We start from the raw sequence: 12,952 nt of genomic DNA on the forward strand, positions 1-12,952 counted from the left end.
GAGGTGCGCGTAGATCCCCGGTGTGCATCACGGCGGACGCGTCGCCGGGGACGAGGCGGACCCGCCTGTCGCACGCGCCGACGGCGACGAGCGCGGTCCGGAGCGAGGCGGAACCCCGGCCGCGCGCGCCCGACCGCCGGAGCTGCCGGCTGCGCCGCTGCGCACACACGGCCGACACCGCACGTGCCATGCTGTGGGCATGACGACGCGCGCGGACCTGGTGCGGCTGCGGCGGGCCCGCGACCGGATGGACCGCGAGTACGCCGAACCGCTCGACATCGCGGCGCTCGCCCGGACCGCGCTGATGTCCCCGGGGCACTTCCAGCGCAGCTTCCGCGAGGCCTACGGCGAGACGCCCTACGGCTACCTGATGACCCGCCGCGTCGAACGCGCCAAGACCCTGCTGCGCCGCGGGGACCTCACGGTGACGGAGGTGTGCCTCGCCGTCGGCTGCACCTCGCTCGGCTCCTTCAGCTCCCGCTTCACCGAGCTGGTCGGGGAGACGCCGAGCGCGTACCGGGCCCGCTCGCACGAGGCGGGCGAGCCGATCCCGCCCTGCGTGGCGCGCACCTTCACCCGCCCGCGCCGACGCTAGGTTCACCGCCATGGACGTGAAACTGAAACAGTGCTTCATCGCCGTCGACGACTTCGACAAGGCACTCGCCTTCTACGTGGACGTTCTCGGTCTGGAGATCCGCAACGACGTGTCGTTCGAGGACATGCGCTGGGTCACCGTGGGCTCGCCGCTCCAGCCGGACGTCGAGATCGTGCTGGAGCCACCGGCCGCCAACCCGGACTTCTCCCCCGCCGACCGCGAGGCGATGGCACGCCTGCTGGCCAAGGGCGTGCTGCGCGGGGTCAACTTCGCCACCACGGACTGCGACGCCCTCTACCAGCGCGTGCGGGAGGCCGGCGGGGACGTGCTCCAGGAGCCGACGGACCAGCCGTACGGGGTGCGCGACTGCGCGTTCCGCGATCCGGCGGGGAACATGCTGAGGTTCGTCGAGGCCGGCGACCGGTGAGCCTGGCGCCCCTTCCCGGCACGGCACGGGCGGTGACCCGGCACGTACGATCGCGCGTATGACCTCGCGTGTGGCGTGGACGTACGCCTTCATCGACCGCCCGGCCGGGCACGTCGACGCCGCCTGCGCCTTCTGGACGGCCGTGACGGGCACCCGGCTCTCCGAACGCCGCGGGGAGCGGGGGGAGTTCGCGACCCTGCTCGCCGACCGCGTGGACGCCTGTGTGAAGGCGCAGGGGGTCGACGGGGGTGAGGGCGGTGCCCATCTCGACCTCTGCGTGGAGGACGCGCCCGCCTTCGCCGCGGCGGCACTGCGGCTGGGAGCGACCCGCGTGACCGACCACGGGGAGTGGGCCGTACTGCGGTCGCCGGGCGGGCAGTTGTTCTGCGCGGTGCCGTGGCAGGGGGAGTCGGTCCGGCCGCCCGTGGTGGACGGCGTCCGGCTGGACCAGGTGTGCCTCGATGTCCCGCCGTCGGTGTACGACTCCGAAGTCGCCTTCTGGACGGACCTGTTGCCGCAGTGGGAGTCGCGTGGCGGCTCACTGCCCGGGTTCCACGTCGTCGCACCCCCGCCCGGCCTGCCGGTCCGCATCCTCCTCCAGCGTCTCGGCGGGGAGCGGCCGCTGTCCGCCCACCTCGACCTCGCCTGCGCCGACACCGAGGCGGCACGCGCCCGGCACGAGCGTCTCGGCGCGTCCCTCGTCGCCCGGGGCGCCCACTGGACGGTGATGCGCGACCCGGTGGGCGGCGTGTACTGCCTGACGGAACGGGACCCTGCGACGGGCGGGCTGCCGCACCTCTCCTGACCTCGGGCGCCGGTCAGGTCCAGGGCTCGACGTCCACCACCGCCTCCACCGGGATCGGCCCGTACACGTGCGGGAACTCCTCCCCGCCGGGCTCCGGTGCCTCGTACCGCACCGGCGCGGCCAGCCGTTCGGGGTCGACGACCAGGACCACCAGGTCCTCGACGTGTCCCGGGGAGCCGTAGACGAAGGCGGCCACGGCGGGGAGCTGGGCACGCGTCGAACAGTGGACGAATCCCTCCTCGGCGAGGGTGCGGCCACGGGTCGACATGGTGTAGGCGCCGCGCGCGCGGGCCTCGTCCCACAGGGAGCGTTCGGTGAGGTGGAGGATGTGCCGCTGGGTCATGGGGCGACGCTACCGGCAGCCGCGGGGCGCGCCCACCGGGCCGCCGCACCCGGAGCCGCCGCCGGCTGAGCAGCAAGCGCAGGAGACCGCTCCGGCACCGGTCGACGGGGAGAGGACCGGCACGCGGGACGTCGGGACTGCGGGCGGTCAGGGCGGTTCGGTCCCGATGCCCTTGCCGGGTGGCCGTTCCGCCGGGTCCGGCGGGCCCGTGTCCAGGACGTCGGGCTTCAGCCCCGCCGGAGCCTCCGCCGCTGTACGTGTCGCCGCCGCTGTGCGTGCCGGTGCGCGCGGCGTGGGCTGGACGACGGCTGCCTCGCGGGGGCGCTCCTCGGTGGCGGGGTCGACGTACGCCTCGCAGCCAGGGTTCCGGCAGGGTTCGCGGACCCACACCGGCACCCACGCACCCAGTGTCTTGTGACGCCTGACCACCATGCCGACGTGCTGTCCGCAGTAGGGACAGACGGGTTCCTCGCTGTCCATGTCCTCAGCGTAGAGCGCGCCCGGCCGCGGCGCCCCCGGGCGCTCGCGTGCACGAGTTCGGCCCCGGCGGTGATGCGTACCGCGCCCCGGTGGACCGGGGGCGGTGCCGGGCGAGGCCCTCGGCCGTGGCCCGGCGGTGCTGCGGCGGGGGACGCTCGGCGTCTCCCGCCGGGCTCAGCTGCCGGGCTCGCGCCACATCGGCCACATGCGCGGGCCGTCGGGGAGGTCCAGGACACGTTCGGTGAGGGTCCTGAAGCCCAGGCGCTCGTACAGGGCACGGCTGCGGGCGCTGCTCGCCTCCAGGTAGGCGGGGACCCGGTCGCGGTCGCAGCGTTCGAGCACACGCGCCATGAGCGCGGTCCCCAGCCCCTCGCCCTGCCGGCCGGGGGCCACCCCGATCATCCACAGGTACTCGTGGGCCCGGTCCGCGGGATGGATGCCGGTGGTCAGCCGGCCGATCAGTTCCACGCGCTCGTTCGCCGGGTCGACCGCGGCGCGCAGCCGGGCGGGGCCGTCGTCGTCCGCGGCGTGCGCGCCCGCGGGGACGGGCATCCACAGGGCGCAGGCGGCCTCGTCTGCGGTGAGATCGATCCGGCCCTCGGCAAGCACGATGTCGGTGAACACGGCCATCATCCGCGGGTGGGTGGCGCGCCGGTACTCGGTGCCGGGGAACACCCACCCGCTCACCGGATCGTCCTGGAAGGCGTCGTCCAGCAGCCGGACGACACGTTCCCGATCGCCCGGTCCCGCTCTGCGGATCGTCACGCCCATGTCGGCCCCTTCGCCTCAACCTGCTGTGCCTGTAGGGGTGTTGAGCCTATCGGCGGTCGATCGCGGTCCGGGGTCCGGGGTGCGGGAGGGTCCCCGGGGAGACCGGTTCGGGTGGGGCGGGGCCCGCACGCCGTGGGGAGGTGCGGGACCCGCCCCGGCCGGTGCCACCGGGGGGCCGCACGGGGTCAGGAGCCGCGCGGTCCCGGTGACACCGGGGTCGGGGTGGGTACTGCCGTGGTCCGCTCCGAGGCCCGGCGGTCCCGGCGCGTGGCCGTCAGCCGGTACGCCGGGTGACGAACTCGGCCAGGGCGAGCAGGCCCTCCGCCGACTCGGGCTCCGGGAGGGCGCGGGACAGTGCCTGCAGGGCGCGGGCCATCCGATCGGCGGCCTCGGCCTGCGCCCAGTCCCGCCCGCCGGCCCGCTCCACCGCGAGCGCCGTGCCCTCCAGGTCCTCTTCGTCGCCGGGTCTCTCGTACAGCGCGGCCAGTGCCTCCGCCGCGGGGGTGCCGGAGGTGAGGGCCGCGACCACCGGCAGGGACTTCTTGCGGGCGGCGAGGTCCGCGCCGGCCGGCTTGCCCGTGCGCCGCGGGTCGCCCCAGATCCCGATGACGTCGTCGATGAGCTGGAAGGCGAGCCCGGCCTCGCGTCCGAACGCGTCCAGCGCGTCGACGTCCGGCGCGCAGGCCCCCGCGTAGAGGGCGCCGATGGCGCAGGCGCACCCGAGCAAGGCACCCGTCTTGGCCTCGGCCATGTCGAGCACCTCGCCGAGGCCGACCTCGGTGGGCCCACGCCCTTCCAGGGCGGTGTCCGCGTGCTGCCCGGCGCACAGTTCCACGACGCAGTCCGCGAGCCGGGCCGCGGCGGCGGAGGAGGCCGGATGCGGGTCCTGGGCGAACAGTCCGAGCGCGAGCGCCTGCAGGGCGTCGCCCGCCAGGATCGCGTCGGCGTCGCCGAAGACGGTCCAGGCGGTGGCCCGGTGCCGCCGGGTGGCGTCGCGGTCCATCACGTCGTCGTGCAGCAGTGTGAAGTTGTGGACGAGTTCGACCGCCACCGCGGCCCGCAGGGCACCGTCCCTGGCCGCGGGGCCGCCGAGCGCGGCGGCCGCGGCGAGGACGAGCGCGGGACGCAGGGCCTTGCCGGCCCCGCCGGTGGCCGGGCTGCCGTCGGCGTGCTGCCAGCCGAAGTGGTAGAGCGCGACGCGGCGCATGGGTCCCGGCAGGCTGTCGAGGGCCACGCGCAGTTCCGGATCGACCGATGCGCGCGTGCGCCGCAGGATCTCCTCCGCCTCGTGCCCGTCCACCGCGTCGGCGGGATGTCCGTCGCCCGTGCTCGCGAGGTGTGCCGGCCTCGCCTGTGGGCCGATGCGGCGGAGCGCTCTGCGCTGTGTGTCGACCGGTCGGATCAGGGAATCGGCCATCGGTGCTCCCTCCGAGAGCCGGCGGACGAGGGGGCGGGGGCTCCGTGCTCTCGTGGACGCCCGCGGTACGCCCGCCCCGGAGGGAGGGCGCACGGCGTCGCCGCGGCGGCGGGCAGGATCATCGCCAGCGGCCGATCTCGACGTTCTCCAGGACACCGAGGGCGTCCGGGACCAGGACCGCGGCGGAGTAGTAGGCCGTGACGAGGTACTTGATGACGGCCTGTTCGTTGATGCCCATGAACCGGACCGACAGGCTCGGCTCGATCTCGTCGGGGATGCCGGCCTGGCGGAGGCCTACGACGCCCTGGTCCTCCTCGCCGAGACGCATCGCGATGATCGAGCTGGTGCGTTCGGGCGTGACGGGGATCTTGTTGCACGGGTAGATCGGCACGCCCCGCCAGGTGGGGATGCGGTTGCCACCGATGTCGATGGTCTCGGGCACCAGACCGCGCTTGTTGAGTTCGCGGCCGAAAGCGGAGATCGCGCGCGGATGGGCGAGGAACATCTTGGTGCCGCGCCGGCGGCTGAGCAGTTCGTCCATGTCGTCGGGGCCGGGCACCCCGTCGTGCGGCTGGAGCCGCTGGTCGTACTCGCAGTTGTGCAGCAGGCCGAACTCGCGGTTGTTGACCAGCTCGTGCTCCTGGCGTTCCTTCAGCGCCTCGACCGTGAGCCGCAGCTGCTGCTCGGTCTGGTTCATCGGCTGGTTGTACAGATCGGCCACGCGTGAGTGGATGCGCAGTACGGTCTGGGCGATGCTCAGTTCGTACTCGCGGGGCCGGGCCTCGTAGTCGACGAAGGTGTGCGGGATGTCGGGCTCGCCACTGTGGCCGGCGGCCAGGGCGACCTCCTTCTCGCCGTACTTGTTGGTCTGCTGCTGCGGGACGGAGCGCTGCTGCTGGAGGTGGGCGCGCAGGGAGTCGGCGCGCTCGGCGACCTGGCGGACGTCCTGGCGGGAGAGGACCAGCACCGTGCAGGCGGTGTCCGCGCGGGCCGTGTACTCCCAGATGGCGTCCTCGGAGAGCAGCGCGGCGTCGCCGAAGTAGGCGCCGTCGGCGAGCACGCCGAGTACCTGGTCGTCGCCGTAGGGGCCGGTGCCGACCTTCTCGACCCGGCCGTGGGCGAGCAGGTAGACCTCGTCGGCCCGGCTGCCGAAGGAGGCGATGACCTCGCCCGCGGCGATCTCCCTCTGCCGGCAGCGCTGGCCGAGTTCCGCCAGCACCTCGTCGTCCTCGTACGCCCTCAGCGCCGGCAGTTCGCCGAGCTCCGCGGGGATGACCTCGACGCGGTCACCGGTCTTCACGAACGTGATGCGCCCGTCGCCGACCGCATACGTCAGGCGCCGGTTCACGCGATACGTGCCGCCCTGGACGTTCACCCACGGAAGTGTCCGCAGCAGCCAGCGGGAGCTGATCTCCTGCATCTGGGGTGCGGACTTGGTGGTGGTGGCCAGGTTCCGCGCAGCCGCCGTGCCGAGACTCTGCTGCGGCTTGCCCTGCTCCGTGCGGACCTCTTCGCCTACCGACATAAGGAACTGCCCTCCCGGTCATGCAACGGCGCCGAACTGCGCCGGGCATCGATCTCGCGACCAGCCTTTCATCACGCAACGTGCCGGTGCTATTACACGAAAGAGCGGGATTGGATCTCCGTCGACTGGGCAAAAAGAAGGATCCTGTCCAGCACCTCCGCCCCACGGGTCCCTCCGTCCCCTGTCCGGAACTGCTCGCACACCGTACGAACGATGTGTGCCTTGTCCGGCGGTTTCGGTACAAGCGCCGGTATGCGGCGGCTGCGACCGGCAGCCGCGGAACAGCAGCACGAAGGAGGCGGCACATGGCCTCTCCCCTGTCCGCGCACACGATCCTGGAGGCCCTGAGGGACGAGGGCCTGCATGTCGTCGAGGTCGGCGACTGGCGTCGCCACAACCGCAACCACAAGGGCCCGTGGGGTCCCGTCCACGGCGTGATGATCCATCACACGGTGTCCCGGGGCGCCGCCCGGACCGTCGAGCTGTGCCGCACGGGCTACGCCGGGCTGCCCGGCCCGCTGTGCCACGGCGTCATCACCAAGGACGGCTCCGTCCATCTCGTCGGCCACGGCCGGGCGAACCACGCCGGACTCGGTGACGACGACGTCCTGCGCGCCGTGATCGCGGAGAGGGCCCTCCCGCACGACAACGAGGCCTGCGTCGACGGCAACCGTCATTTCTACGGCTTCGAGTGCGAGAACCTCGGCGACGGCACGGACCCCTGGCCGCCGGAGCAGCTGACGGCCGTCGAGAAGGCCGCTGCGGCGGTCTGCCGGCGGCACGGCTGGACGGAGCGGTCGGTGATCGGACACCTGGAGTGGCAGCCGGGGAAGGTGGACCCACGGGGCTTCACGATGGCCTCCCTGCGGGAGCGGATCCGGGACCGCGTCGACTTGACCCGGTCCTGAAGGACCGGGCTTGGAGGTAGTGCCCAGCTGACTGCTGGGTGGACTCCTCCGTCCAGACTCCCCTTACGGGGTGGCAGGGACGCGTGACTCACGCCCCGCATTCCACACCACGGCGCCACGTTGGGCGATGTTGTGGGAAACGTTCCGGTCCGCGTGAGCAACGACCCCGCAGTTCCGGCAGATGAAGAGGGCCTGGTCGACCCGGTTCTTCCTGTCGACGTGCCCGCACTCGCAGCAGGTCTGCGAGGTGTGGGCGGGGTCGACGTGGACCACGGGCACGCCTGCGCGGCGTGCCTTGTACGCGATGGACTCTCCGGGCTGGGCGAAGGCCCAGGAGCGGAGGGTGACCCGTTGGGGCCTGCGGAGCCGTACCCTCTGCCGGATGCCGCCCAGGTCTTCCAGGGCAGTTCCGGCCGAGGTGCGTTCAGCCTCGCTGAAGTGAGCGGATGGCCGACGACGGTGACAATGGTGCGGTGACCGGTCCGGACGTCCTTCAGCCCCGCCTGCCCTCCCCCGTCCAGGAGGTGCGGGACGACCGCTTCGGGCGGCAGGGCGTCGGCCTGGTCCTCAAACGCGACGACCTGATCCACCCGCAGCTGACCGGCAACAAGTGGCGCAAGCTGGCCCCCAACCTCGACGCGGCGGCCGGCCGCCCGATCGTCACCTTCGGGGGCGCCTACTCCAACCATCTGCGCGCCACCGCTGCCGCGGGCCGCCTCCTCGGCGTGCCCACGGCCGGCGTGGTCCGCGGCGATGAGCTGGCCGACCGCCCCCTCAACCCCTCCCTGGCCCGGTGCGCGGCCGACGGCATGCGGTTGCACTTCGTCGACCGGGCGACGTACCGCCGCAAGGCCGAGCCGGAGACGCTGCGGCGGATCCTGCGCGCGGTGGGCACGCCCGGCGCCCACGTCGTCCCCGAGGGGGGCAGCAACGCGCACGCCGTCCGCGGCTGCGCGCAGCTCGGCGCCGAACTCCGCACGGCCGCGGACGTCGCCGCCGTGGCCTGCGGCACCGGCGGCACGCTCGCCGGGCTGGCCGCCGGCCTCGACCCCGCGCAGCGCGCGCTCGGCGTCCCCGTCCTGCGGGGCGGATTCCTGACGGAGGAGATACGGCGGCTGCAGGCGCAGGCGTACGGTGGGCCGCGCGGCGACTGGTCCCTCGCCGACCGCTTCCATTTCGGGGGGTACGCCCGCGTACCGGCAGAGCTGGAGGCCTTCGCCGTGGACTTCGAGCAGCGCCACGGCCTGCCCGTGGAACGTCTCTATGTCGCCAAGTTGCTGTACGGACTCGTCGTCCTCGCGGCCGAGGGCGCCTTCCCGCGCGGGACGACCGTCGCCGCCGTGGTCACCGGGCGCCCGCTCGTCTGAGCCCGCCGCCCCTGTGCGGTGCGTGGCCTCGCGGCCGGTCCGGGCCGCTCCGGTCCATTCGTCCCCCGGCCAGGCCGTTCCCCCTGTTCAGGCCGCCTCCCGGAAGGCTGCGGCCTCCTCCAGGTCCAGCCGCCGCAGCAGGGTGCGCAGCATCTCGTCGTCGATGTGGCGGCCGTCCCTGAGCTTCACGAAGACCTCGCGTTCGGCGCTGATCATCTCGCGGGAGAGTCTGCGGTAGGTGTCGTCGACGGTCTCCCCGGTGACCGGGTTGACCTGGCCGAGCCGCTCCCAGACGGCGTTGCGGCGGCGTTCGAGGACGGTGCGCAGGCGGTCGGCGAGCGGCGGGGGGAGGGCGTTGCGCTCGTCGCCGAGGAGCGCCTCGAGGCGCTCCTCGGCGACCCGGGACGCCTGGGCCTGGGCGTTGGCCTCGGCGAGGGTTTCGGCCCGGACGTCCCGGCCGGGGAACTTCAGCAGCCTGATCAGCGGCGGCAGCGTCAGGCCCTGCACGACCAGCGTGCCGATCACGGTGGTGAAGGTGAGGAAGAGGATCAGGTCGCGCTGCGGGAAGGGCTCCTCGCCGTGGTGCACGGTGAGCGGGATGGAGAAGGCGATGGCGAGGGAGACCACGCCGCGCATCCCGGCCCAGGCGATGACGACGGGTCCGCGCCAGGTGGGGTTCTCCTCGCGCGTCCTGATCCGCGCCGAGAGCATCCGCGGCAGGAAGGTCGCCGGGTACACCCACAGGAAGCGGGCCGCGACGACGACGAGGAAGACGGCGACCGCGTACCGGACGGCATCGATCCCCTCGTACTCGCCCAGGCCCCGCAGCACCACGGGCAGCTGGAGGCCGATCAGCGCGAAGACCGCCGACTCCAGGACGAAGGCGACCATCTTCCACACGGCCTCCTCCTGGAGGCGGGTGGCGAAGTCGACCTCCCAGGCGCGATGCCCGAGGTAGAGCGCGACGACTACCACGGCGAGCACACCGGAGGCGTGGAACTGCTCGGCGGCGGCATAGGCGACGAACGGGATGAGCAGGGAGAGCGTGTTCTGCAGGAGCGGCTCCGTCAGACGGGTGCGCAGCCAGTGGAGCGGCGCCATCAGCACCAGGCCCACGGCGACGCCGCCGACCGCCGCGACCAGGAACTCCCGGATCCCGCCGCCCCATGAGGCGCCCTCGCCGACGGCCGCGGCGACGGCGACCTTGTAGGCGGTGATCGCGGTGGCGTCGTTGAGGAGGGACTCGCCCTGGAGGATCGTGGTGATCCGCGAGGGCAGTCCGACCCGGCGGGCCACCGCCGACGCCGCCACCGCGTCCGGTGGCGCCACCACGGCTCCCAGCACCAGCGCCGCGGTCAGTGGAAGGCCGGGCACGATCACGTAGGCCGCCCATCCGACGACCACGGTCGCGAACAGCACGTATCCCACGGAGAGCAGCGCCACCGGGCGCTTCTGCGCCCTCAGGTCCAGGTAGGAGCTGTCGGTGGCCGACGTGTACAGCAGCGGGGGCAGCAGCAGCGGCAGGACGACGTCCGGTTCGAGGGTGTAGTCGGGGACTCCGGGCACGTACGACACCGCGAGGCCGGCCGCGACCAGCAGCAGCGGGGCCGGCACCGGGCTGCGCCGGCCCGCCGCGGCGATCGCGGCGCTGCCCGCCACCAGCAGGAGCAGCGGCATCACGTCCATCGGCCTCGCCCACCCTCTTTTTCCGCGCGGTCACCCGCACAGCCGTCGTAATCTGGCAATCATGAAACAGTGCACGCACGCGGGCGCGCTGCCGCTCCCGGAACCGGCCCCGCTGAGCGAGACGTGTCCGGACTGCCTGCGGGACGGCACCCACCCGGTGCAACTGCGGCTGTGCCTGACGTGCGGGCACGTGGGCTGTTGCGACTCGTCGCCGGGGCGGCACGCAACCAGCCACCACACCGGGTCCGGTCATCCCGTGATGCGGACCTTCGAGCCGGGTGAGGACTGGCGGTGGTGCTTCGTGGACCATGTCCTGGTGTGAGTCCGGCGGGTACGGTTCGGACGTCTGACGTCTGGGTACGTCAACCCGGCGCGCGCTCTTCCCAATTGGGCCCGCTCACCCTCTAGCCACGGAGCGTATCCGGAGCTTTACTATGAGTGACGGCAAGGGGTTGGGGTCCCGGGGACAGGATTGTTCAGAGCGCGATAGCGTCACCGCTGAACCACACGTCGCGTTACCCCGGGGGGCGACCCCCGGCCCCGAACAGCTTGTACCACCTTGGAGGTGAGGGTGTCCCAGATCGACGGCGAGCCCGTGACCCAGGACTTCGTGGAAGTCCGGCTGCCGGCTGCGGGTGCCTACCTGTCGGTGCTGCGGACGGCCACGGCCGGTCTCGCGGCCCGTTTGGACTTCACACTCGACGAGATCGAGGACCTGCGCATCGCGGTGGACGAGGCCTGCGCGATCCTGCTTCAGCAGGCCGTGCCCGGATCGGTGCTCTCCTGTGTCTTCCGTCTCGTCGACGACTCGCTGGAGGTGACCGTGTCGGCGCCGACCACCGACGGCCACGCCCCCTCCCGTGACACCTTCGCCTGGACGGTGCTGTCTGCACTGGCGGGCAAGGTCTCCTCCGCCGTGGACGACGACAAAACCGTTTCGATCAGCCTCTACAAACAGCGCGGCGCGGGACCCGGGCCGGCGTGAGGGACGGGGACGGGCCGGTGCGGGACGAAGAAGGCACACGCGAACTGCCGGCCGGGAACGCCCTGGGTGCCCAGGGCGCGTCCCGGCGCGCGGCGGACGGCATCGACGGCATCCCGGAACAGGCCCGGCAGCACCCGGTGGACGATCCCGCTGATGTGGTCGTCCCCGAGGGCGGGCGGCGGGATCGCGACGATGCCGCGCAGAGCACGCCTCTGAACGAGCGGATCGGGGTCACCCCTGTCCGAGCACAGGCGAGAGCTCGGGGAAGGGCAACGGGCGGGACGATGAGCGAGCACCAGCGACACGCCGGGGACGACGCGCCGGGCGGGCAGGGCGCCCCGGGCGTGCGGCACGATCCGCACGACCGCAGCGGGGCCCGCGCGCTGTTCGTCGAACTGCGCGCGCTGAAGGCTGGCAGCCCAGAGTACGCCGAGCTGCGCAACCGGCTCGTCCGCATGCACCTGCCGCTCGTCGAGCACCTCGCGCGCCGCTTCCGCAACCGCGGCGAGCCGCTCGACGACCTCACGCAGGTCGCCACCATCGGCCTGATCAAGTCGGTGGACCGGTTCGACCCGGATCGCGGCGTGGAGTTCTCGACGTACGCGACCCCGACGGTCGTCGGCGAGATCAAGCGGCACTTCCGCGACAAGGGCTGGGCGGTGCGGGTGCCGCGCCGGCTCCAGGAGCTGCGGCTCGCGCTGACGACGGCGACGGCCGAGCTGTCGCAGCTGCACGGCCGCTCCCCCACGGTGCACGAACTCGCCGAGAAGCTCGCGATCTCGGAGGAGGAGGTCCTGGAGGGCCTGGAGTCCGCCAACGCGTACTCCACGCTGTCCCTGGACGTGCCCGACACCGACGACGAGTCCCCGGCGGTCGCCGACACCCTCGGTGCGGAGGACGAGGCACTGGAGGGCGTGGAGTACCGGGAGTCGCTCAAGCCGCTGCTGGAGGACCTCCCACCGCGCGAGAAGCGGATCCTGCTGCTTCGCTTCTTCGGCAACATGACCCAGTCGCAGATCGCACAGGAGGTCGGCATCTCCCAGATGCACGTCTCGCGGCTGCTCGCGCGGACGCTGGCGCAGCTGCGGGAGAAGCTCCTCGTCGAGGAGTGAGCGGGATCACTCCCCCGCGCGGCCGGGCCCCCGGATCCCGAGGGCCCGCGTGGTCTCCGCGTTGATCAACAGGACCAGCGAGGTGACGGCGGCGGCGGCGAGCACGATCCCGACGGGAATCCCGCTGCCGTCGGAGGTGAGCAGGCTGTAGGCCACCGGCAGCGCCATGATCTGGGTGATGACGGCGGGGCCGCGGCTCCAGCTGCGGCGGGCGAGCAGCCCGCGCGCGGCCAGCAGCGGCAGCAGGGCCAGCACGATCAGGGTGATGCCCCCGGTGACGGCCTGCTGCCGGTCGTCCGGGGCTCCCGTGACGGCGAGGACGAGCATCCAGATCCCGCCGGCGACCAGCGAGAGCCCCTCCAGGGCGGCGAGCGCCGCGGCGTACGTCAGGCGCCGCGGGCGGGGGCCGGCGGTCTCCGGGGTGGTGGGGGTCTGCTCACTGCTCACCCCAGAAGGGTAGCCCTCGCGGTACCGGCCCCCGGGCTCCGGTTCCCGCACCCGGTCCAGGTCGTGCGCTGTCGGATCCCCACC

General features: G+C 73.0%; 15 protein-coding genes and 1 pseudogene. 8 read left to right on the plus strand and 8 right to left on the minus strand.

Annotated elements, in window-relative coordinates:
• Positions 1–199: 199 nt before the first annotated feature.
• From I3F54_RS12485 to I3F54_RS12495, 3 genes are read left to right on the plus strand one after another with little or no spacing between them, the layout of a single operon-like run.
• Complete coding sequence (locus I3F54_RS12485) at positions 200–595, plus strand: helix-turn-helix transcriptional regulator (RefSeq protein ID WP_240118774.1); 396 nt, start codon at positions 200–202, stop codon at positions 593–595.
• A gap of 10 nt (positions 596–605) precedes the next feature.
• A complete protein-coding gene (locus I3F54_RS12490; protein ID WP_240118775.1) occupies positions 606–1,022 on the plus strand; it encodes a VOC family protein in 417 nt (138 codons plus the stop codon).
• 58 nt (positions 1,023–1,080) lie between these two features.
• Positions 1,081–1,827, plus strand: coding sequence for a VOC family protein (locus tag I3F54_RS12495; RefSeq protein ID WP_240118776.1), 747 nt, complete (start codon positions 1,081–1,083; stop codon positions 1,825–1,827).
• A 13-nt stretch (positions 1,828–1,840) separates the two neighbouring features.
• Here the strand turns inward: I3F54_RS12495 and I3F54_RS12500 are convergent, their stop codons facing one another.
• The 5 genes from I3F54_RS12500 to I3F54_RS12520 form a co-directional block, all read right to left on the minus strand.
• Positions 1,841–2,170, minus strand: coding sequence for a DUF952 domain-containing protein (locus I3F54_RS12500; protein WP_240118777.1), 330 nt, complete (start codon positions 2,168–2,170; stop codon positions 1,841–1,843).
• Between the two features lie 147 nt (positions 2,171–2,317).
• On the minus strand, positions 2,318–2,650 hold the full coding sequence (locus I3F54_RS12505) for a hypothetical protein (RefSeq protein ID WP_240118778.1): 333 nt from the start codon (positions 2,648–2,650) through the stop codon (positions 2,318–2,320).
• Between the two features lie 174 nt (positions 2,651–2,824).
• A complete protein-coding gene (locus tag I3F54_RS12510; RefSeq protein ID WP_240118779.1) occupies positions 2,825–3,421 on the minus strand; it encodes a GNAT family N-acetyltransferase in 597 nt (198 codons plus the stop codon).
• A 274-nt stretch (positions 3,422–3,695) separates the two neighbouring features.
• Positions 3,696–4,838 (minus strand): family 2 encapsulin nanocompartment cargo protein polyprenyl transferase, encoded by a 1,143-nt coding sequence (locus I3F54_RS12515; protein ID WP_240118780.1) that lies wholly within the window; start codon positions 4,836–4,838, stop codon positions 3,696–3,698.
• A gap of 118 nt (positions 4,839–4,956) precedes the next feature.
• Positions 4,957–6,363 (minus strand): family 2B encapsulin nanocompartment shell protein, encoded by a 1,407-nt coding sequence (locus I3F54_RS12520; protein ID WP_240118781.1) that lies wholly within the window; start codon positions 6,361–6,363, stop codon positions 4,957–4,959.
• Positions 6,364–6,668: 305 nt separating this feature from the next.
• Here I3F54_RS12520 and I3F54_RS12525 point away from each other — a divergent pair, with 305 nt between their 5' ends.
• Entirely contained in the window at positions 6,669–7,271 is a 603-nt protein-coding gene (locus I3F54_RS12525) for an N-acetylmuramoyl-L-alanine amidase (protein WP_240118782.1), read from the plus strand.
• Positions 7,272–7,334: 63 nt separating this feature from the next.
• On the opposite strand, the pseudogene I3F54_RS12530 reads toward I3F54_RS12525, so the two are convergent.
• Positions 7,335–7,706: pseudogene (locus I3F54_RS12530) on the minus strand (zinc ribbon domain-containing protein); the annotation flags it as partial.
• A gap of 11 nt (positions 7,707–7,717) precedes the next feature.
• Here I3F54_RS12530 and I3F54_RS12535 point away from each other — a divergent pair.
• Positions 7,718–8,638: a 1-aminocyclopropane-1-carboxylate deaminase/D-cysteine desulfhydrase gene (locus I3F54_RS12535; protein WP_240118783.1), complete on the plus strand. Its 921-nt coding sequence runs from the start codon at positions 7,718–7,720 to the stop codon at positions 8,636–8,638.
• An 87-nt stretch (positions 8,639–8,725) separates the two neighbouring features.
• Here I3F54_RS12535 and I3F54_RS12540 read toward each other — a convergent pair whose 3' ends face one another.
• Entirely contained in the window at positions 8,726–10,324 is a 1,599-nt protein-coding gene (locus tag I3F54_RS12540; protein WP_240118784.1) for a Na+/H+ antiporter, read from the minus strand.
• A gap of 61 nt (positions 10,325–10,385) precedes the next feature.
• Between I3F54_RS12540 and I3F54_RS12545 the strand changes: the two genes are divergently transcribed.
• From I3F54_RS12545 to I3F54_RS12555, 3 genes are all read left to right on the plus strand, one after another.
• Positions 10,386–10,646 carry a UBP-type zinc finger domain-containing protein gene (locus I3F54_RS12545; protein ID WP_240118785.1) on the plus strand — a complete coding sequence of 87 codons (261 nt, stop codon included), beginning with the start codon at positions 10,386–10,388 and terminating at the stop codon, positions 10,644–10,646.
• A 249-nt stretch (positions 10,647–10,895) separates the two neighbouring features.
• On the plus strand, positions 10,896–11,309 hold the full coding sequence (locus tag I3F54_RS12550) for an anti-sigma regulatory factor (RefSeq protein WP_240118786.1): 414 nt from the start codon (positions 10,896–10,898) through the stop codon (positions 11,307–11,309).
• Between the two features lie 17 nt (positions 11,310–11,326).
• Positions 11,327–12,421, plus strand: a complete 1,095-nt coding sequence (locus I3F54_RS12555) for an RNA polymerase sigma factor SigF (protein WP_240118787.1) — start codon at positions 11,327–11,329, stop codon at positions 12,419–12,421.
• A 6-nt stretch (positions 12,422–12,427) separates the two neighbouring features.
• Here I3F54_RS12555 and I3F54_RS12560 read toward each other — a convergent pair whose 3' ends face one another.
• Entirely contained in the window at positions 12,428–12,868 is a 441-nt protein-coding gene (locus I3F54_RS12560; RefSeq protein WP_240118788.1) for a hypothetical protein, read from the minus strand.
• Positions 12,869–12,952 lie beyond the last annotated feature (84 nt).

The sequence above is a fragment of the Streptomyces sp. MUM 2J genome (assembly GCF_022414535.1).
In the GTDB taxonomy this organism is placed as follows: domain Bacteria; phylum Actinomycetota; class Actinomycetes; order Streptomycetales; family Streptomycetaceae; genus Streptomyces.